The organism is Arthrobacter sp. 18067, from assembly GCF_902706295.1.
GTDB lineage: Bacteria > Actinomycetota > Actinomycetes > Actinomycetales > Micrococcaceae > Arthrobacter.
Map to the genome: position 1 here is coordinate 60,832 of NZ_CACSJJ010000001.1, position 20,575 is coordinate 81,406.

A 20,575-nucleotide genomic window follows, 5' to 3' on the forward strand; every position below is an offset into this window, starting at 1 on the left:
TTAGCCAGCCTTCACGGGGACGTCGGTAAAGATTGCTTCGATGACGTTGTTGGCCCACTGCAGGATTTCGGCGTCCTGGAGGTCCCGTCCACCGATTCTGGCAGTCTTGGGCTTGGGAATCAGCACGGAGTCCAAGGCAGGCTTGACCTGCGAACCCGGGTACATGCGGTTCAGGCGCATGGTTTTGGATTCGGGCAATTGCGCCGGCGAGAAGCGGATGAAGTTGCCTTGAAGTGCGACGTCGGACAGGCCGGCTTCGCGGGCACCCACCCGGAAGCGCGCCACGGCAATGAGGTTTTGGGCGGGCAGCGGCGGCTCGCCGTACCGGTCCACGAGCTCTGCAAGGACCTCGTCGATGGCTTCATAGCTAATGGCCGCAGCAAGCTTGCGGTACGCCTCAAGGCGCAGCCTTTCGCCGGGCACATAGTCGTGGGGCAGGTGGGCGTTAACGGGGAGCTCGATCTTCATCTCGGCCGCCTTTTCCTCGGCCTCCCCGCGGTACTCGGCAACAGCCTCGCCCACCAGACGGATGTAGAGGTCGAAGCCCACTCCCTGGATATGGCCGGACTGTTCACCACCCAGCAGGTTTCCCGCACCACGGATTTCGAGGTCCTTCATGGCCAACTGCATGCCGGCGCCCAGCTCGTTGTGGGCTGCCACGGCTTTGAGACGCTCCAGAGCTACCTCGCCCAATGGTTTCTCGGAAGGATAAAGGAAATAGGCGTAGGCCCGTTCGCGGCCACGGCCAACACGGCCCCGGAGCTGGTGGAGCTGCGAAAGCCCATATTTGTCCGCGCCATCGACAATCAGGGTGTTGGCGTTGGAAATGTCCAGGCCGGTCTCAATGATGGTGGTGCACACCAGCACGTCGAAGCGCTTCTCCCAGAAGTCCACGATGATCTTCTCAAGGCGGCTTTCGGACATCTGCCCGTGCGCCACTTCCACCCTTGCTTCCGGGACCAGCTCGCGGATCTGCGCCGCGATGCGCTCAATCGAGGAAACCCGGTTATGGACGAAGAACACCTGTCCCTCGCGCATGAGTTCGCGGCGGATGGCGGCAGACGTTTGCTTGTTGGTGTACGGCCCCACGTAGGTCAGCACGGGGTGGCGTTCTTCGGGAGGCGTCGCCAAGGTAGAGGTTTCCCGGATACCTGTGAGGGACATTTCCAGGGTTCGCGGAATCGGCGTAGCACTCATGGCCAGTACATCAACGTTGGTGCGCATCTTCTTGAGCGCTTCCTTGTGCTCCACACCGAAGCGCTGCTCTTCGTCCACGATCACCAGGCCAAGGTCCTTGAACTCGAAGTCCTTGGACAAGAGCCGGTGCGTGCCGATCACCACATCCACGGCGCCGCTCTTGACGCCCTCAGCTGTTTCCTTGGCTTCCTTGCCGCTCTGGAATCGGGACAGCGGCTTGACGCGCAACGGGAAACCGGAGAAACGCTCCGTGAACGTCTCGTAGTGCTGCTGCGCCAACAGTGTGGTGGGCACCAGGACAGCCACTTGCTTGCCGTCCTGCACAGCCTTGAACGCCGCGCGAACTGCGATCTCGGTCTTTCCGTAGCCCACGTCTCCGGACACCAGACGGTCCATGGGGATCTCCCGTTCCATGTCCGCCTTGACCTCGTTGATGGTGGTCAACTGGTCCGGCGTCTCCACATAGGGGAAGGCTTCCTCGAGTTCGCGCTGCCATGGGGTGTCCGGGGCAAAGGCGTGGCCCCGGGATGCCATGCGGGCGGAGTAGAGCCGGATCAGTTCACCGGCGATTTCCTTGACAGCCTTGCGTGCCTTGGACTTGGTGCTGGCCCAGTCCGCTCCGCCCATCTTGCTCAACGCCGGAGTGTCCCCGCCGACGTAGCGGGTCACCTGGTCCAGTTGGTCGGTGGGCACGAAGAGCCGGTCACCCGGGGCGCCGCGCTTGGACGGGGCATACTCCAGGACCAGGTACTCGCGCAGCCCGGCATCCGAGGCCGACGTACCCGTGACCTTGCGCTGGATGAGCTCGACGAACCGGCCGATGCCGTGCTGCTCATGCACTACGGAATCACCGGCGTGCAGCTGCAGCGGGTCCACTGCGTTGCGACGCTTGGACGGCATGCGCCGCATGTCCTTGGTGGAGCTGGCCGTGGCGCGACCCAGCAAGTCGGCTTCGGTCAACAGACCCAGTTTGAGGCCGTCCAGGACAAAACCACGTCCGACGGCGGCAGTGGTCACCTCGATGATTCCGGGCTGGGGTTCCTTATCCAAGGACTCCACACGGGAACACGGAATGTCGGCGTCGTGGAACAGCTCGGCAAGGCGCTGGGCGGGCCCGGGACCATCGGTCACCACCACCACACGCCACTGCTCGCGGACGCGGGAGCCGATGAACTCCAGCATCTCGGCCACCTCGCCCTGGTATCCACGCGGTTCGCGGGCACGCATGTTGAGGACGTCGATGTCCAGTACCAGGTCCTCGTCCGAGGCAAGCGAGGTGATGGACCACCAGGAAACGTCGTGTGCAAGGGCGGCGGAGCGGGTGTCGGTGAGGGACCTGAAACTGGCGGCATGCAGGTCCGCGGAGGCCTGGGACGACAGGTCAAGGGGCGCCGCACCGCCGTCGGACGCTGTTGACCAGGCAGCTTCGAGGAACTCCTCGTTGGTCGCCGCGAGATCGTGTGCGCGGGTGCGTACCTTCTCCGGTTCGATCACCACGGAAAGCGAGCCGGCCGGGAGCTGGTCCACGAACGGGACCATGGCGTCCACAAGCACCGGTGCGAGGGATTCCATGCCCTCGACTGCGATGCCGCCCGCAATCTTCTCCAGCATGTCGGCTGCGGCAGGCATGTCGGCCTTCAGCTTCGAGGCACGGGACATCACGGAGGGCGTAATCAGGATCTCCCGGCACGGCGGTGCGTGCAGTTCCGTCGGGTGGTGGATCCCGGGGGCGGACAGCGAGCGCTGGTCAGCAACGGCAAACCAACGCATCTGGTCCACTTCGTCGCCGAAGAATTCCACCCGGATCGGGTGGTCCTCGGTGGGCGGGAAGACGTCCAGGATGCCGCCGCGGACTGCGAATTCGCCGCGGTGCGTCACCATATCCACCCGTGCATAGGCGGCATCGGAGAGCGCGCGGACAACCTCCGAGAAGGAGCGTTCCTGTCCCACCTGCAGTGTCACCGGAACAAGGTCGCCGAGGCCGGCAACAATGGGCTGGACCACGGCGCGGACCGGGGCCACCACCACACGCAACGGGGCCGCCGTCGACGTTTCAGGGTGGGTCAGGCGGCGCAGGACGGAGAGCCTGCGGCCAACGGTGTCCGAGCGCGGCGACAGCCGCTCATGCGGGAGGGTTTCCCAGCTGGGAAAGGTGGCGATGGAGTCCGCAGGCAGATAGGAGCCCAGCGCGGCCGTGAGATCCTCGGCTTCGCGGCCGGTTGCCGTGACGGCGAGAACCACGGGAGCGCCGGTGCCCTCAGTCCCAGCCAGCGCATCTGCCATTTCCGCCAGCAGCACGGCGCGCATGCCTGTAGGCGCGCTGATCTGGTAGTCGGTGTTGCGGTCACTGAAAGGCCGCTGTGCCTCCGTTCGAACGCGCGCGAACGTCTTGTCCTCCGCCAATGCGCGGCGCAGACCGTTGAGGCTCATGACAGAAACTCCTAGGGTGGGTCCAAGGGCAGGCAACACAAATGCCCGGAAATTCAGATGAACGCCGGGTCATTCCAGCCTACCTCTACCCCCAGCCCCAGGAGTTCCTTTGCAGCCTTCGGAAGCTACGCATTCCAATACCCCGCAGGACACCAAGACCGTGCTGGTCACCGGCGCCACGGGATACATCGGCGGCCGCCTGGTTCCCCGGCTCCTCGAAGCCGGCCATAGAGTGAAAGTGCTGGTCCGTACGCCACAGAAGATCGCCGACGTTCCCTGGCATGACGACGTCGAAATCGTCGAGAACAGCCTGTCCGACGCCGAAGGCCTCGCCGACGCACTGGACGGCGTGGATGTCCTGTACTACCTGGTCCATTCCATGGCGTCAGGCAGCGGGTTCGAGTCCAAGGAAGAAGCCATGGCCCGGCTCGTGGCAGGAGCCGCAGCGGAGGCCGGTGTGGACAGGATTGTTTACCTTGGTGGGCTGCACCCGGAGAAGACCGAACTGTCCACACACATGCGTTCGCGCGAGACCGTGGGCAGGGTGTTCCTTGAATCTCCGGTGGACGCCATCGTGTTCCAAGCCGGTGTGGTGATCGGTTCGGGGTCGGCCTCGTTCGAGATGATCCGCCACCTGGCCGAAACCCTCCCCGTCATGCCCGCACCGAGCTGGGTCAACAACCGGGTTGAAGCCATCGCCGTCCGCGACGTGCTCCATTACCTCGTGGCCGCCGCTGCACTTCCGGGAAAGTTAAACCGATCCTTCGACATTGGGTCCCGGGACGTCCTGAAATACAAGGACATGATGAACCAGTACGCCGTGGAACGCGGACTTCCCCGTCGCTTGGTCATTGCGCTCCCCGTCCCGGCACCCAAGCTTGCCGGCTTGTGGGTTGCCCTGGTAACACCCATTCCACTGTCCATGTCCCTGCCCCTGGTGCAGTCACTGCAGCACGACGCTGTGTCGCGGGAGCACGACGTCGACGACTACTTCCCGCAGCCCGACGGCGGCCTGACGCCCTACCGCCGCGCCGTCGCGTTGGCGCTCGGCAAGGAACGGGACGTCCAAGTGGAGACCACCTGGGCCAACGCCGGCATCGATGCCGATCCGCTTCCGAGCGACCCCGACTGGGCCGGCTACAAAGTGTTCCTGGATGAACGGGCCTTCCACAGCGAAGCCAAGCCCGAACACGTCTGGACCATCATCGAAGGCATCGGCGGCAAGAACGGCTGGTACTCACTGCCTTTGGCCTGGCGCGTTCGTGGCTGGCTGGACAAGTTGCAGGGCGGCGCCGGGTTGCTGCGGGGGCGCCGTCACCCCAAGACACTGAATACCGGCGAGGTGGTGGATTGGTGGCGGGTGGAGGCCATCGATCGAGGGCGCCTGCTGCGCCTGCGCGCCGAGATGAGGGCACCCGGCGGCGCCTGGCTGGAACTGGCAGTAGAGCCCGACGGCGGTGGGAGCCTCTACAAGCAGCGCGCCATCTTCTTCCCCCGCGGTTTGGCGGGAAGGCTTTACTGGTTGGGCGTGTACCCGTTCCATGGGTTCATCTTCCCGTCGATGGCGCGCAACATTTCGGCGGCGGCCATGACACTTCAGGAGGCTGAGCAGAAGCAGGGTTCGGGGGTGGCCACGGACAACCCGTAGGATGTTGGGAGCTAAAAAGCTTCACCACCACCATCCACGGAGGACCCATGGCCCTGAGCGCATCCACCACCCTGCCGCACAGCGTTGACCGCGTTGCTGCCGTATTTGTCGACGAGGAATTCCTGCGTCACACGAGCGAACTTGTGGGCGGCTCCCTGGAATCGTTCACGATCGACGGCGACCCCGCCGGTGCTTTCAGCACCACCACTGTCCGCACCCTCCCCACCACGCGGCTGCCGGACATTGCCCGCAAGTTCGTTGGCGAAACCCTGAAGGTCACCCAGACCGAGCAGTGGGAAGCCCCTGCCGCCGACGGCTCGCGCGCCAGCAACATCGCCCTCAAGATCTCGGGGGCTCCCCTCGACGTCACGGCTGTTCAGCGCCTCGTGGCCGATGGCAGCAACACCCGCATCGAACTCGAAGGCAACGTATCCTCCTCTGTTCCGTTCCTCGGTGGCAAGATCGCCGACGCCGCGGAGCCCATGGTGGGCAAGGCCTTGAACATCCAGTCACAGCAGGCCCAGGCCTGGCTCGAAAGCCACTAGCGTGGAGATCCCCGCGATCCTTGCGGTCGTCCTGATCGTTGCCGGTGTCTGGTCCCTGGTTGTGTGGCCGCAGTTCCTCAAGCGCGTCATGAAGGACCCCCGCGCCCGCGATGCCGCAGGCAAGGCCACAAAGTTCCTCACGGTCCACGTCGTGCTGGTCACCATCTCCATGGTGCTCGGACTTGCGACGGCGGCCATTGGGATCGCGGGCCTCGTCGCCTAGGTTTCACCCAACCAAGTAGCAGCAGAGCGCGTTATGAGAGCTGATAACGCGCTCTGCTGCTACCCAGTTGGGTATGATGGACAATGGTGTGCCGGGAAGTCTGGTCGGCGGTTTTTTGCAGTACCCGCAAACGCCCGCCCACTGTGAGGAGCCCCTGTGGCCCAGCAACTCCCCCCTTCGCCCGATACCAGCAGCTCCAGCAAAGTCTTCACCCGCTCCACGTACCCCGAGTACCGCCGGATCCTCTCCATTCTCCGCACGGAAACCGTGGGCGGCGCCCTTCTCCTGGCGGCCACTGTCGTTGCCCTGATCTGGGCAAACTCCCCCGCATCAGAGGGCTACTTCGCCCTCCGCGATGTCAAGATCGGCTACGAACCCTGGCATCTTGAGCTCAGCCTTGGCCATTGGGCCTCGGACGGGCTTCTGGCGGTGTTCTTCTTCCTCGCCGGCCTTGAGCTCAAGCGCGAATTCGTTGCCGGAGAACTCCGCAAACCGGCCCGGGCAGTTGTCCCGGTGGCCGCGGCCGTCGGCGGCGTCGTGGTTCCAGCGCTGATCTTCGTCCTGTTCAACCTGGGATCCCCCGAAACGCTCAAGGGCTGGGCCATTCCCACCGCCACGGACATCGCCTTCGCCCTTGCTGTGCTGGCCGTCATCAACACGCACCTGCCGGCTGCCCTGCGGACCTTCCTACTGACTCTCGCCGTGGTGGACGACCTCATCGCCATCGGCATTATCGCCTTCTTCTACTCCACGGGGCTCCAGCCATTGATGCTGTTGGCGGCCTTGGTGCCGCTCGCCCTCTTCACCTTCCTGGTCCAGAAGCGGATCCGCAGTTGGTACTTGCTCGTCCCCCTGGCCTTGGCCACATGGGGTTTCGTCCACGCCTCCGGCATCCACGCCACCGTGGCCGGGGTCCTGCTGGGCTTCGCCGTTCCAGTTCTGGCCAGCGGCAAAAAGGGAGAGCCTGCCGAGGGCCTGGCAGAGCACTTCGAACACCGTCTGCGCCCCTTCTCTGCAGGGTTTGCCGTACCAGTCTTTGCGTTCTTCTCAGCCGGCGTGGCCTTGGGCGGATTCGATGGCATGGGCGCAGCCCTCAGGGATCCCGTGGCCGTCGGCATTGTGGCAGCGTTGGTGGTGGGCAAGGCCGTGGGCGTCTTCGGCACCACATTCCTGGTCACCAAGACCACCCGCGCAAGCCTCGATTCCAGCATTGCCTGGATCGACCTCTTCGGACTGGCGCTCCTGGCCGGCATCGGGTTCACCGTCTCGCTGCTGATCGGCGAGCTGAGCTTCGGGACCGCTTCGGCACACAATGACCACGCCAAGGTGGCCATCCTGGCAGGTTCCCTGATTGCGGCGCTGCTGGCCGCCGTCGTGCTTAAGGCACGCAACCGGCGCTACCGCCAGGTGCAGGCGGATGAAGAACGGGACGACGACGGCGACGGCGTACCTGACATCTTTGCCCGCGCCTGACGCGCGGGTGCTTCGGAAGGGCTAGGCCGTGGCCTGGTTGAGTGCGTCTTCCGCAGCAACCCAGGAGATCATGGCGCATTTCACGCGGGCTGCGTAGCGGGCGACGCCTTCGAACGCGGCGGCGTCGCCGAGGATCTCCGGGTCCGCCTGGACCTTGCCACGCGACCGGAGGACCTCGCGGAAGTTCTCTATCACGGCGTGCAGTTCCTCCACTGACATGCCTTCACCCAGCTCGCTGAGCACCGAGGCCGACGCCATGGAGATGGAGCAGCCGGCACCGTCCCAGCTGATCTGCTGGACTGTTCCGTCCGCAACGGCGAGCCGCAGCGTCACTTCGTCCCCGCACACAGGGTTCAGCTGGTGCGATTGGCCGGTGGATGCCCCTACGGGGGCAGCCGTTTCTGCCAGTCCGCTGCCGTGACGCTGCTTGGAGTGGTCCAGGATGATCTGCTGGTACAGCTGGTCAAGACTCATGGTGGTTGTTGCCTGTCCGGTGGTTGATGCCAGTTCTGGCGAAATCGTTGATTGACGGCCGTCCGGCCAAAAGGCCTTCGGCGCTTGTCAGGCCTGGAAGTAGGCCCGGACCCCGGAAACCGCGTCGAGGAAAGCATCGACGTCGTCCGTTGTGTTGTAGAGGTAAGTACTTGCACGCGTAGTGGCCGTCAGTCCCAGGCGGCGGTGGAGCGGTTGGGCGCAGTGGTGGCCGACGCGAACGGCGATGCCGCGGTCGTCAAGGAACTGGCCGACGTCGTGGGCGTGGACACCGGCGACGTCAAACGCGGCCAAACCGATCCGCTCAGACCCTGAAGCAGGACCGACGACACGGATGCCGTCGATGCTTTCGAGGCCCTTGACGAGGCGCTGTCCCAGCGTTGATTCCCAGGCATGGATGCGGTCGATGCCTGTCTCGGTGAGGTAATTGACGGCGGTTGCGAGCGCCACGGCCTGGGAGATGCGCTGGGTTCCGGCCTCAAACCGCTGGGGCGCTGGCAGGTACTCCGCCCGTTCCATGGTGACAGTGGTGATCATGGAGCCGCCCGTCAGGAACGGCGGCAGGACATCAAGGAGTTCCTGCTTGCCGTACAGCACGCCAACCCCGGTGGGCGCCAACATTTTGTGCCCCGAGAACACGGCGAAATCTACGTCCAGTTCCTTGACGTCAACAGCCATGTGCGGCACGGACTGGCACGCGTCCAGGACAACCAGGGATCCAACCCGGCGGGCGAGCGCCACCAGCTCCGCCACCGGGTTGATGGTGCCCAGGACGTTCGATGCATGAGTGAAGGCCAGGAGTTTGGTCCGCTCCCCCACGATGTCAGCGGCGGCGTCGAGCCGCAGGGTCCCCTCGTCCGTAACGGGGATGAACTTGAGCGTGGCTCCTGTCCTGAAGGCGAGTTCCTGCCAGGGGATGAGGTTGGCGTGGTGTTCCATCTCGGTGACCACGATCTCGTCGCCCGGACCGATGGCCAGGCCCTTCAACGCCGAGCCTCCCCTCCCCTGCGCTGCCCAGAGAGCAGCGTTGGACAGGGCATAGCTGACCAGGTTGAGGCCCTCGGTGGCGTTGGAGGTCCACACGGTTTCCTCGTACCGGGCACCTACGAAGTCCGCGACGGTCTGTCGTGCGTCCTCGAAGACCTCGGTGGCTTCCACGGCGAGGTGGTGCGCGCCGCGGTGAACTGCGGCATTGCGTTGCTCGTAGTACTCCTGCTCGGCCTCGATGACGCTGAGCGGGTTCTGCGACGTGGCGCCGGAATCGAGGTAGATCAAGGGTCTACCGTTGACCAGCTGGTCCAGCACCGGGAAGTCGTTCCGGATCCGCAACACCTCCGCGTTGTCCATGGCATGCACGGACCGCTGCAGTGAGGCGGGGGTTGATACGGCAGTCAAGGGGCGCTCCTTGGAAATCCTTCAGGGACTCCCCATTATCCCACGGAGGGCCGCGTCGTGCGGTGCAGCAGGTGTGCCGTACAGCACGTCAGCCGCCCGCCCTGCCGGGCACCCAGCCCAGCGGTGGAACCGCCTCGCTGTCGAACGCACCGCGCAGCCGCTCAACGAGTACCGAGGCCCGGCGGCTGGCCGCGCTGCGGGTTCTTGCTTCATAACCGCGGGCCGCCCGCGAATAGCAGATGGCTGCATGCGCAAACTGCCGGTCTGCGGACAAGCTCCGCCCTGCTGACTCGAGTGTCTTGGGGTCGTTGTCCAGCAGCGCGGAGGCATACGTTCCCAGGGCTGCTCCGCCGGCGCCGTGAATGTCCGCAGCGAGTTCAGCCAGGCGGCGCTGGACCACAAGATCGTCGACGGCGGCGCTGCTTGCGTTGAGCGTCAGGAGTGACACTGCCTCCGCTTCCATCAAAGTGCTGCCCTGGGCGTGAAGATGTTCGGCCAGGGCCATCAATTCGCCTGACTTGCCCGACACCTGGTCCCGGGCTGCTGCAACGTACACGGAGCTGAGCTGGGGCAACAGGTCCGTGGGACCCGGGGCCACATGCGAGAGTGCGGCGAGGCTCTGCTGCACCCGCTCCATGGCCGGATCCGGGTTACCGCAGAGCGCCTCCGAGTAGGCCAGCATGGCCGCGGCCAGGGCGAGTACCGGCGGCAGGCCGGCGTCGGACAGTTCCGCAAGGACCGGTTCCAGGGTTCCACGCGCCGCACGCGGAAGGCCTTGGCTGAGTTCGGCGTATCCGCGGGCCACCTCCAAGCACACTGCCAAGTACTTCGGGAGAACGAAGGCAGAAGGACAGTCCAGGAGCGAATCCACCTGTCCCCACGCAAGATTGTTCCGCAGGCACATCACATGCCGGAGCAACACCCCTGGCCGGAACATGTCCAAGGCCGCGTCCGCTTCCAGGGCCGCCATTGCCGCTGTGGACCTCTCCAACGCCTCGGGGGCAGCTCCGGAGTGCAGGAGGCGCTCGGCTTCACGGACGTTTTCAAGCACCAGCCCGCACACCCCTGTGGGCACCTGCTCCAGCGCGGGGTCCCGCGGAGTTCCGGTTGCCGGGTCACCGGAAACTGCACCCAGGAGGTCCAACGCCAGGAGACGGTTCGCGGCCTCGGTCTTCACGGTGATGGACCTGCCCATTGCTGCCAATTCCCGAAGTTCCGGCGCCGCTTCGCCGAGTTGGCCTTCCGCCATCAACGCCCGTGCCCGGAGCAGCCTTGCCTCATCCTGCCGGCCGGGCGCTGTCACTGCTGCGGCGGCCCGCATGGCAAGCTCTGCAGTGGACGGCCTGTCGGCGGCCGGGGCAGCGGCCAGAAGGAGCTCATCAGAGAGGGTAAGGCCGCAGTCCAGGGTCCAGTTCATCCAGCGCAACATGGTGGGCGCCGATTCCCGGGTAAGTGCCGGTTCCTCCACACCCAGCCGAAGTGCCAGGCTCCTGGGCCGCGGCACGGACAGGCGGGTGCCCTCGCCACGCAGCCAGGAACTCGTCCGGACCAGGGGTGGCCGGCCGGGGAGCAGCCTGATGTGGCGGTTGTCCAGAAGATCCTCCACCGCCTTCGGGCCGAAGTGGTGCTCCACGACGTCCAGCGCCACAGGCTCTGCGAGCGCGATAAGTTCCAGCGCATGCCGTTCCTCAGGCGGGCGGGCAGCGTTTTCGGCCTGCACCTGCGCAACGACGGTGGGCCAGTCACAGTGGACCCGGACGTCGATGGTCCAGAAGCCGTCCTTCTGTACAAGGAGACCTGCTTGGCGGGCATCGTTGATTGCCAGGCCAAGCAGGCCCACGTTGAAGCCGCTCATGGCAGCGAGGAGGCTGCTGGCCCGGCGCTGGACCCGGCCGCCCAGGACCGCCTCGCACAACACGTGTGCCTCGGCGAAGGTAAAGGGCGGAAGAAAATACTGCTCCAGGAAGCCGTCTTCCCACAGCTGATAGAGGTCCGGCGGAAGGGGCCGACGACTGTCCGCGGTTGCCACCAACGTTGCCCCGAAGCCCGGTATGAGCTGCAGCAGGACAGCCAGCGAGGCCGGATCCACGTAGTGGATGTCGTCCACCAGCAGTACCAGCGGAGGACGTTCCGTTTGCGCCCGGCGCTTGTTCCGGCGTCGGCCAAGCGGTGGGGTGTACAGATACCCGGCAGCGCCGAGCGTGCTGGTGAGGGCCCTGAGGACGTGAAGTCCAGGTAGTGTTGCCCCGTCGCCATCCTCTGCAGGGGCCGCGCCCAAGGCTCCGTAACTGGTGGTTTTGAGCTCTGGCTTGCCTGCAAAGCTCCTGACGTCCATGGTCTCGGGGAGCCCCGCCTTGACGGAGAGCAAAAGGTGGCTCTTTCCGGATCCTCGGTCACCTACCACCACGATGCCGCTGGTAGAGGATGACGGTACGGCGGAAAGGATGATATCGAGGAGCCGCGTCCGGTCCGGGAATGCTGATGGCCTCAGCCCGACTGTGACGGTGTCTTCGTCCAGCCAGGGATCCGGCAGCATGCGCACTCCAATAGCAGCAGTCCCATGGTCCGGGAGGTTTGAGTTCCGCGAGGTGCGGGCTACCTGGCCTAGAAGCCGGCGGCGGCTGGGGGGAGAGTCTCGGTCTCAGAAGACTCTGTCGCCGCCGGCTTCGTCCAGGGCCGGACCATCTTTCGATGGCCGGTGCATCGGCTCAAAGAGACCACCGATGCGGATGATGCGACTTTCGGAATCCCGGTGATGCTTGGGGCTGAACCGTTCTTCCAAGATCAATCCTGCCGTGGTGGCGACTGCCGTACACCAGTAGTTGGTACTCGATTAGTCCGCGGCTTTTTCGGGCCCGGTACCTTGTTGTACTCAGTCCCCCAACAGGGCACTACTTGGTTTGGACGCGAAACACCCGCGTGTTACTCCATTGATTGGCTAAATTCCGCGCAGCCGCAGGGACAAGTGGCCCACTGCGGGGTTTTTGAGTACTCAAAGGGCAGAACCGTCAGTGACGGACGGCAGCCCCGAGATCTTCGCGCCGGCGGATACCGAGCTTGGCGTAGCTGCGGTACAGGTGGCCCTCAACGGTGCGCACCGAGACCATCAGCTTCTCGGCAATCTGGCGGTCGGTGAGGCCTGAAACCGCCAATGCCACGATGTCCTGCTCCCGGCGGGTCAACGGCACCGAACGATCCGCTTCGGCACTCGGGTCATGCACCAAGGCGTCGCCAAGGCTGGCTTCGCTGACGTCACGCAGCACTGCTGCCTGCCGCGCCTCCGGGCGTTTGCCTTCAGCGTCGAACGACAGGGCGGCCTTGTCGAACGCCACTGCGGCCGGGCCGGGCATACCGGCGGCGGCCAGGAGGTTGCCCGCGTTGACGAACCCCTGGCCCTCACCATCCAGATGTGCGGCCGCCATCGACTGCCATCCTGCTGCCCATGCACCGGACATGGACGACGCCGCCTCCTTGATCGACTCCATGGCCTGGACATCGCCGAGCTCGGCCCGGAGGACAAGATTTTGCAGCAAAATTCCGGGCCATCGATGCAGCGGCCCGGATTCCGGCAGCTTCCTCAGTTTGTCCAACCCTGAGCCTTTTGCCACCAGTTCCTGACCGGCGAGGATGAAGAGCTCCGAAAGGGCCCCTACATAGGCTCCGCCCGCCGCAGCCTCGTCCTGCTCACCGGCCAGGCGCGCTGCCAGGGCGGCGTCGCCGGACTTGGCCGCTGCGTAGAACGCCAATGCACTGCCAAGGCCCTGAAGCCTTTGGGGGTCGTTGATCCGGAGCGCCTCGACGGCGGGCGCCAGCAGCTCCGTGGCCTGTTCCAGTCGGCCTTGGCGCAGCAGTGACAATCCCTTGAGGGTCTGAATGTCGCCACCAAAAACAATGAGTCCCAAGGCCGAACTGGCTGAATATCGGTCGAGTGCACTGCCTGCAGCCCCCCAATCGCCCGCTTCCAAGGCGGCGAGGGTGTAGCGGGCCAGCACGAAGTCGCTGAAGTACAGGAGGTCATCCGTGGGTGCGTCAAGCAGTGCCAGGGCTTCACGGCCGGCTTCCAGGGCCTCTGCGGCCCTCCCCACGACCGTCAGCAACTCGCACTGCATGGCCAGCAGGAAAACCCGGTTCATGACGAAATCCGGTGCATCGGTTCCGAGCAGTTCAGCAAACCGCTCCAGGCCCTCGCGGAGTTCTCCGTAGTGCCCATCGTGGGCCAAGGCCGCCAATTCCAAGGCGCGGGCATGCCGTCCCACCAGCCCGACCATCGGGTCGGACGTCGGCCGGCCTTTGATCAGGGTGGCGGCGGCGGCCCGGGCATCGGCAACGATGTCCGCCGAGGAGTCGCCAGCGGCCGCCCGGGCAGCTGCCCACAGCAGGCCTGCGCCCACGGGGCCGGACGTATCCGCGTCCAGGAACCCCAGGTCTTCCTCCAGCAGCCGAACGGCCGTGCTGAAGTCGCCGTCGTTGTAGTTGACCATGGCCATGACGGCGCGGGCACGTGGCCGCAGCACCTCCGAGCTGACCTTGCCGGCTGCAGCCATCGCCAAGGGATTCTGGAGCAGCTTCGCGGCCAGGAAGGCTGCCTGCAGCAGCTGTTCATCGTCGACGTCGGCGCCACAGTCCAGCGCCCAACTCACCAAACGCAGCAGGCCCTCGGCCGTAGGCGGCTCCGCGAGCAAGTGCTGGACCATGCGCTGGCGGATCTGGAGGCTTCGGGCGGGCGAAACGATCTGGCGCAGCGCCTCGCTGTACATGGGGTGCCACATCTTGAGCGGGCTGCCTGGCCCGTTGGTGGCCAGGACCAGCCGGCTGTCCATCAACGCCCTCACGGTATCTCTGCCAACTTGCGTGTCCAGCACAGCGGCAGGAACAGGCTCGGACAAGGCAATGACGTACATCGCTTCCCGTTCGGCCTCGCTGGTGCGCAACACCCTGTTCCTCACCACCTCGGCCAGGCCTTCGCCGCTGCCGGAGAGTGCACGCGTCAGGAGCCAGACTCCGTTCCGCCGCACCAGGTTTCCGTCCGCCCGTGAATCGTCCAGGAGGCAACGAAGAAGCAGGGGGTTACCCTCGGAAACGGAGTGCAGGACGTCCGCGGCACTGGCCATGACGGTCCCACCAAGGGTCTTCTCCGCCAGTTCAGTGACACTCCCATGGTCAAGAGGATGAAGCTCCAGGCGCTCGGCAAGGCCGTCATACCAGAGCTGGAGCAGGGCTGCCGGCAATCCGGGCCGCGGCCTGCTGGTGGCCACGAGCCGCGCCCACCCTGCCGTCACCAACTCGGCCAGGATCTGGGTGCTGCCTTCGTCGAGATCGTGGGCGTCGTCCACAATGAGCAGCAGGCGTGCGCCTTCGCCACCCCGCCGTTTCTCGAACTGTGACCAGAACTCGCGCAGGATCGCAACAGGCGAGGTGGCCTGCTCAACCGGCAGGTCCAGCAGGTAGGGGGCCAGGACGCCGTAGGGCACAGCCGACAACGCGGGACTTCCGTGGACCCGCATCACCACCATTTCCCCTGCCAGCCGGGCCGCGATTTCGCCGGCCAGGGCAGTCTTGCCGATGCCGGGATCCGCTACCAGGAGCACAGCGCCTGCGCCTTCCTGACGCAATATCTCCGTGGCCAGATCCAGTTCGGCGTCCCGGCCTACAAGGTGCTCAGCCCGCATGGGCAACCCGCACTGGAACTACTGGGCACCCTGCCTCATAGGAGTCCATTGAGCTCGCCTCGAGACGACACACCGAGCTTGGTAAACACTTGATACAAATGGCCTTCTACAGTTCGCACAGACACCCCAATATCCATCGCGATTTCACGGTTGCTGACACCTTTCCCGGCGAGTTTAGCAATTTGGCGTTCCCGCTCCGTCAGCACCGGCGCGTCGCTGCGCGGTTGGATCGGCAAAGTCGACACTGAATGCTCCAGCCGTTCCAACCTCAGCTGGGCTGTCCGGGCGGCTGTAGTTTCGCCGGCGTCACGGGCAAAGTCCAGTGCCATGGCCACGCACCTTGCCTCGACCACCAGCAGATCCAGCGCGGCGGCGGCATCGGCAGCGTCCAGAAGGGACCGGGAACTCCTGTTCCGCGCGCCGCGGGCGAGGTTGCCGGATATTTGGGCGAGCGGTCCTTGGCGACGCCCGGCGATGTCTTCGAGCAGTCGGTATTCCTCGTCGGTGCCTTCAACTGTGGCGCCGAAGAGGCAGATGCCCGCCGTGGTGAACCGCTGCTTGTCGATGTCGTTGTGAACCCGGGCGAGAAGCCTTTGCTTGACCTCGGGGTCGCCCATCCAGCGCCCTGCCATCTCCGCGCAGAACTCGCCTACGGATTCGGAGAAGTACGTCCCCACTCCCCTGCAGGTCCTGTACAGATCCAGGTAGCGGCCTGCTTCAACGGAATTGCCCAGTTGGGCGTAGGCAAAGGCTGTCGCGGCGTAGGCCACCTTATTCATGTTCATGGCAGGGCGGAGCTCCAGCTGCGCAACGGCGGACCGGAGGGGTTCAATAGCACTGGCGGGCTTGCCGGCGTAGGCATAGGCGAGGCCTATGCCCAGTTCGGTCAGCGCACCCCGGTACTGGAGCCGTGATGACCGTGAGGGCGTGCGCCGCATGAGTTCGATGCACTGCCGCCACTGCCCCGACAACAACAGGACAAGGAATGCATGCCTGGCGAAGGCTTCCTCCAGTTGGGCGGGGCGGTCCGTGTCTCCCAAATGCCGTGAGACGGTCCGTGCAAGCTCTTGCGCCTCAAGCTCCCGGCCAAGAATGCAGCGGGCCTCAACCAGGAAGAAAGAGGACCTCAGCCAGTGCTCGCGGTCCTCCGCCGGATCCTTGGCCAGTTCTTCTTCCAGGGAATCGATGATGGAGAGGTATTCGCCCATGTAGGTGTTGTATTCGTAGCTGCACAGGTGGAGGCGGTTGCGCGCCTTGGCCAGCGTCTGTGCCGGATAGGCCTCCGCCATGGTTCCAAGGGTCTCAAGCCCGTCGGAAACAACTCCCGGCACCATGCCAGACCGCCCATCAATCCATGTCATGGCCTGGCATTTTGCTGCCGTAATTTCCGCGAATTCCAGTGGATCCAGGGCGGCGAGATGGGACTCGGAGACCTCATCCAACGCCTGTGCAGCATGCAACGGCAGATCCAGCATGAGATACGCCGCTGCTTTCAGGCGTTGCCCGGGCACCCACTCGACGTCTTTCGGGCCCAGGGACAGCGTGCATTGGATGGCGAAATTGGGGTCATAGTCATCCAGCGCCGCACGCCCGGCCGCGAGAGCATGCGCCGGCGATGGCATTGGCTCGTCCTCGCACGAATGCATCCAGGCTGCGTAGCTGAGGAGATCCTGCGCCGCCATTCCCTGCAACGCAGGCTCTTTGGGGCCGTGCAGCATCAGGCGCAATTCGCGCCTGCGGCGGGTGCTCAGCCAACCGCGGACTACCTCGCCAACGTAGGGATCGCGGAGTGAGACCCAGTGGTCGCCGCACCGCTCAACGGCGAGCAGCCCGGATTCCTCCATCTCCACCAGGACCTCGGTCCCAAAGATGGCTGCCAGATCCATGAGGGTTGCGCGCTGCGCACAAGCCAGGATTTCGACGACGGTCCTGCTGGCCTGCGTTTCGCGCGCAAGCCTGGAACGGACAAAGTCCTCCACAACCGTTGCGCCCTCAAGTTTGATCCGGTCCCTGAGCGTCCACACGGAATCGTTCAGGACGAGATTGCCGGTATGCCGCTGCTCTTCGAGCAGGGCGTGGAGGAGCATCGGGTTACCGCCAACAGCCGAGTGCAGTGAACCCACCAGAGTTGAGGATACGTAATGCCCCAACACGGAACCCAGCACTTGCTTGGTCTGTTCCTCGCTCAGGGTGTTGAGGTGGACTTCGCCCAATTCCCCTTCAAGGACCAAGCGGTGAAAGTCAGCAGGGAGGTCGCTTGCGCGCTGGACCGTGGCAACCACTTTGGCTGTGCCCGTGGCCATGAGGTTCAACAGAACGCCTGTACTCATGGGGTCCATGCCACCGGCGTTGTCCACGATGAGAACCGTGTCCCGGCCCGCGGCCTCTGTCCTGATCAGGCTGGTCACTGCGTGGAGGATCCCCGTCGGAGAACTCACGGCTTCGGACGGCAGCCGGGCCAACAGAAATCCCAGGCATCCGTACGGTGTTTGGCCATTGGCTACGGTGTTGCGCAATTGAAGGCTGTGGACCTTGGGCCCCAGCGAAGACACAACAGCGCGCGCAAGCCCTGATTTGCCGATTCCCCGCTGACCCGTGAGGACTACTCCATAGGAATCAGGTGACTCAAGGTATTTGCCGGCCTTTGACAGATCATGGCTCCGGGCCAGGAGTGACCACGTTTGCCTGTCTGTTGGTCCGCCCACAAGATCGGGAGCCGCAGCCCTTGCTGCGCCTCCCCCGCCCTTGTTTAGCAACTCCGCCGACATCCGCATCCTTCGCTACACATCCGCGACAGTCCCCCACCGCTTACCTGCGTACCATGCACACTACCGTCGGGCGCCGACAGTTTGTAGGCCTTAGGGTCCTCGGGACCGTCAGGCTTTCATCAGGCTTTCCTCAAGATTTGCTCAAGCTTTCGCGGGGTGGTGTTTCTGTTGTGCCGACAGCAGGCCCTGGTCCATGAGCAACTCTACGGCGTCGGCCGCCTCGTCAAGCAGGAATGGCAGTTCCTTCTTTTCCGCGGTGGCGAAATCCCGGAGGACGTAATCGGCCGTCTCCATCCGTCCCGGAGGCCGCCCCACCCCTACACGAACCCGCAGATAATCCTTGGTGGCGAGTGCTTTTGAGATGTCCCGCAGGCCGTTGTGCCCGCCCTCACCGCCGCCCAGTTTTAGCTTGACTGTGTTAAATGGGATGTCGATTTCATCGTGGACCGCTATGACGTGGTCCGGTGCGATGTCGAAGAAGTTGCACAGCCCCGCTACGGGTCCGCCGGAAGTGTTCATGTACGTCATGGGCTTGGCCAGGACCACACGAGGGCCACCGATGCCCAGCCGGCCCTCCACTACCTGGGCGCGGGCCTTGTGGACTTTGAACTTCCCACCCATACGGGACGCGAGTTCATCCAGCACCATTTGGCCCACATTGTGCCGGTTGTTGCTGTACTCACTGCCGGGGTTGCCGAGGCCGACAATCAGCCAGGTGTCACTCATGGTCTCATCCTAGGGAACGTTTGTTTATCAGCGGGGACTGGTTGTCAGCCCGGGACTACGGGCAACGGTCAAAAGAAAGTGGCCGGGACCCGAAGGTACCCGGCCACTCCAAGGCATAAGCCTCAAGCAGTCAAAGACTACTCGGCAGCCGGTGCTTCTTCTTCAGCTTCGGAAGCGGTCTCAGCGATACGGACCACCAGGGTGTCACCCTCGGTGAGCAGGGTGGAGCCCTTCGGCAGGACGAGGTCTGAAGCGTGGATGCTCTCGCCGGCCTTGAGGCCTTCGATGCTGACCTCGACGGCGGTGGGAACGTGGGTTGCCTCGGCTTCGAGGGACACCGTGGTGGCTTCGAGGCTGGCGACAGCACCCGGAGCAACTTCACCGGAAACGTGGATGGCGATGTCGACGGTAACCTTCTCGCCGGCCTTCACGGTCTGGAGGTCAACGTGCTCGATGATCTGCTTTACGGGATCGCGCTGGATGTCCTTGACGAGAGTCAGGTGCTGCTCGCCGTCGACGTCGATTGCGAGGAGGGCGTTGGAAACGCGCACTGCCAGCGTGGTGGCGCGGCCCGGCAGGTTGATGTGGATCGGCTCTGCGCCGTGGCCGTAGATGACAGCCGGGATCTGGCCGGCCATGCGTGCACGGCGGGCGAAACCCTTGCCGAATTCGGTGCGCAGTTCTGCGGTGAGCTTCTGCTCAGACATGTGTACTCCTTGATTACTGTGGCGCCCGGAAACATCCGGGCTGGTCTATCAGCAAGGGCGGAGGTCTGGAGACCTTCTACGCCCGGCTGAGGGCGGCCGCCGAGCAGCCGTTCCGCCTGTGTTGAAGGAGATGCAGACCCAGTCGATAACGGAGACCCGCAACCCTGGTCCATAAAACGCGGACCGGATGTGCTCTCCCTCGCCAAGGTATCCCCAAGAGTTTAGCAGCGGAACGCGTCAGAACTGAAAACGGGCAAGGAAAAGGGCCACCCAACGCCGGGAGGCGGCAGGTGGCCCTCATACCGTCAGCAGTCCGGCGTTATGCCTTGCCGTCGAACAGGCTGGTGACCGAACCGTCGTCGAACACTTCACGGATGGCGCGCGCGATCAACGGTGCGATCGACAACACCGTGAGCTGCGGGAAACGCTTCTCGGCCGGGATGGGCAGCGTGTTGGTGACCACCACTTCGCGGGCGCCGGAATCGGCGAGGCGCTGGGCGGCGGGGTCGGAGAACACGGCGTGCGTGCAGGCGATGATGACATCCTTGGCGCCGGCGTTCTTCAGCACCTGGACGGCACCGGAGATGGTTCCACCGGTATCGATCATGTCGTCGATCAGAACGCAGGTGCGGCCTTCAACCTGGCCAACAACGGTCTTGGAGACGGCCTGGTTGGGAACCGTGAGGTCGCGGCTCTTGTGCACGAAGGCCAGCGGGGCACCGCCGAGGCGCTCGGCCCACTGCTCGGCAACGCGGACACGTCCGGTGTCGGGGGAAACAACCGTGATGTTGTCAGCCTCAACCTTGGTGCGGATGTAGTCGGCAAGGAGCGGGATGGCCATCAAGTGGTCAACGGGGCCATCGAAGAAGCCCTGGATCTGCGAGGTGTGCAGGTCCACGGACATGATGCGGTCCGCGCCGGCAGTCTTGTAAAGGTCGGCAACCAGGCGGGCAGAGATAGGCTCGCGGCCGCGGCCCTTCTTGTCCTGGCGGGAGTACGGGTAGAACGGCGAAACAACCGTGATCCTCTTGGCAGAGGCGCGCTTGAGAGAGTCGATCATGATCAACTGCTCCATGAGCCAGTTGTTCAGCGGGGCCGGGTGGGCCTGGATGACGAAGGCATCAGTGCCTCGCACGCTCTCGGCCGAACGGACGTAGATTTCCCCATTGGCGAAGTCGTAGGCGTCGATGGGCAGGAGCTCGGTCTCCAGCTCCTTCGCGATTTCCTGCGCCAGCTCCGGATGCGCCCTTCCGGCGGCGAGAATTAACTTCTTCTCTCCGTGTGCGGTAATTTCGCTCATGC

General features: G+C 64.5%; 13 protein-coding genes. 4 read left to right on the forward strand and 9 right to left on the reverse strand.

The genetic code is table 11. The annotated features are described in order from the left end of the window. Positions 1-3,627 carry a transcription-repair coupling factor gene (gene mfd, locus GVL04_RS00245; RefSeq protein ID WP_159697819.1) on the reverse strand — a complete coding sequence of 1,209 codons (3,627 nt, stop codon included), beginning with the start codon at positions 3,625-3,627 and terminating at the stop codon, positions 1-3. A 109-nt stretch (positions 3,628-3,736) separates the two neighbouring features. On the opposite strand from mfd, the gene GVL04_RS00250 reads away from it, so the two are divergent. The 4 genes from GVL04_RS00250 (at position 3,737) to nhaA (ending at position 7,516) form a co-directional block, all read left to right on the forward strand. Further along, positions 3,737-5,275, forward strand: a complete 1,539-nt coding sequence (locus tag GVL04_RS00250) for an SDR family oxidoreductase (RefSeq protein WP_159697822.1) — start codon at positions 3,737-3,739, stop codon at positions 5,273-5,275. Between the two features lie 47 nt (positions 5,276-5,322). Next, positions 5,323-5,820 carry a DUF2505 domain-containing protein gene (locus GVL04_RS00255; RefSeq protein WP_159697825.1) on the forward strand — a complete coding sequence of 166 codons (498 nt, stop codon included), beginning with the start codon at positions 5,323-5,325 and terminating at the stop codon, positions 5,818-5,820. A gap of 1 nt (position 5,821) precedes the next feature. Then, positions 5,822-6,043 carry an SCO4848 family membrane protein gene (locus GVL04_RS00260; RefSeq protein WP_089594213.1) on the forward strand — a complete coding sequence of 74 codons (222 nt, stop codon included), beginning with the start codon at positions 5,822-5,824 and terminating at the stop codon, positions 6,041-6,043. A gap of 156 nt (positions 6,044-6,199) precedes the next feature. Then, positions 6,200-7,516 (forward strand): Na+/H+ antiporter NhaA, encoded by a 1,317-nt coding sequence (gene nhaA, locus GVL04_RS00265; protein WP_159697828.1) that lies wholly within the window; start codon positions 6,200-6,202, stop codon positions 7,514-7,516. Between the two features lie 21 nt (positions 7,517-7,537). Here the strand turns inward: nhaA and sufU are convergent, their stop codons facing one another. From sufU to GVL04_RS00305, 8 genes are all read right to left on the reverse strand, one after another. Continuing rightward, positions 7,538-7,990, reverse strand: a complete 453-nt coding sequence (gene sufU / locus GVL04_RS00270; RefSeq protein ID WP_159697831.1) for a Fe-S cluster assembly sulfur transfer protein SufU — start codon at positions 7,988-7,990, stop codon at positions 7,538-7,540. Between the two features lie 87 nt (positions 7,991-8,077). Beyond that, positions 8,078-9,403: a cysteine desulfurase gene (locus tag GVL04_RS00275; RefSeq protein ID WP_159697834.1), complete on the reverse strand. Its 1,326-nt coding sequence runs from the start codon at positions 9,401-9,403 to the stop codon at positions 8,078-8,080. Between the two features lie 88 nt (positions 9,404-9,491). Beyond that, positions 9,492-11,939, reverse strand: a complete 2,448-nt coding sequence (locus GVL04_RS00280; protein WP_159697837.1) for an ATP-binding protein — start codon at positions 11,937-11,939, stop codon at positions 9,492-9,494. A gap of 472 nt (positions 11,940-12,411) precedes the next feature. After that, entirely contained in the window at positions 12,412-15,072 is a 2,661-nt protein-coding gene (locus GVL04_RS00285) for an AAA family ATPase (RefSeq protein ID WP_159697840.1), read from the reverse strand. Between the two features lie 35 nt (positions 15,073-15,107). Further along, positions 15,108-17,840, reverse strand: coding sequence for a LuxR C-terminal-related transcriptional regulator (locus GVL04_RS00290; RefSeq protein ID WP_200846698.1), 2,733 nt, complete (start codon positions 17,838-17,840; stop codon positions 15,108-15,110). 141 nt (positions 17,841-17,981) lie between these two features. Next, on the reverse strand, positions 17,982-18,566 hold the full coding sequence (pth, locus tag GVL04_RS00295) for an aminoacyl-tRNA hydrolase (RefSeq protein WP_159697846.1): 585 nt from the start codon (positions 18,564-18,566) through the stop codon (positions 17,982-17,984). 137 nt (positions 18,567-18,703) lie between these two features. Then, positions 18,704-19,273, reverse strand: a complete 570-nt coding sequence (locus GVL04_RS00300) for a 50S ribosomal protein L25/general stress protein Ctc (protein ID WP_026542774.1) — start codon at positions 19,271-19,273, stop codon at positions 18,704-18,706. Between the two features lie 319 nt (positions 19,274-19,592). Continuing rightward, positions 19,593-20,573: a ribose-phosphate diphosphokinase gene (locus GVL04_RS00305; protein ID WP_159697849.1), complete on the reverse strand. Its 981-nt coding sequence runs from the start codon at positions 20,571-20,573 to the stop codon at positions 19,593-19,595. Positions 20,574-20,575 lie beyond the last annotated feature (2 nt).

Excerpts from the sequence above, each read along its gene's own strand:
- GVL04_RS00305 (WP_159697849.1), bottom strand. The coding sequence starts at position 20,573 with ATGAGCGAAATTACCGCACACGGAGAGAAGAAGTTAATTCTCGCCGCC.
- mfd (WP_159697819.1), bottom strand. The coding sequence starts at position 3,627 with ATGAGCCTCAACGGTCTGCGCCGCGCATTGGCGGAGGACAAGACGTTC.
- GVL04_RS00280 (WP_159697837.1), bottom strand. The coding sequence starts at position 11,939 with ATGCTGCCGGATCCCTGGCTGGACGAAGACACCGTCACAGTCGGGCTG.
- GVL04_RS00285 (WP_159697840.1), bottom strand. The coding sequence starts at position 15,072 with ATGCGGGCTGAGCACCTTGTAGGCCGGGACGCCGAACTGGATCTGGCC.
- GVL04_RS00255 (WP_159697825.1), top strand. The coding sequence starts at position 5,323 with ATGGCCCTGAGCGCATCCACCACCCTGCCGCACAGCGTTGACCGCGTT.
- GVL04_RS00290 (WP_200846698.1), bottom strand. The coding sequence starts at position 17,840 with ATGTCGGCGGAGTTGCTAAACAAGGGCGGGGGAGGCGCAGCAAGGGCT.
- pth (WP_159697846.1), bottom strand. The coding sequence starts at position 18,566 with ATGAGTGACACCTGGCTGATTGTCGGCCTCGGCAACCCCGGCAGTGAG.
- sufU (WP_159697831.1), bottom strand. The coding sequence starts at position 7,990 with ATGAGTCTTGACCAGCTGTACCAGCAGATCATCCTGGACCACTCCAAG.
- GVL04_RS00300 (WP_026542774.1), bottom strand. The coding sequence starts at position 19,273 with ATGTCTGAGCAGAAGCTCACCGCAGAACTGCGCACCGAATTCGGCAAG.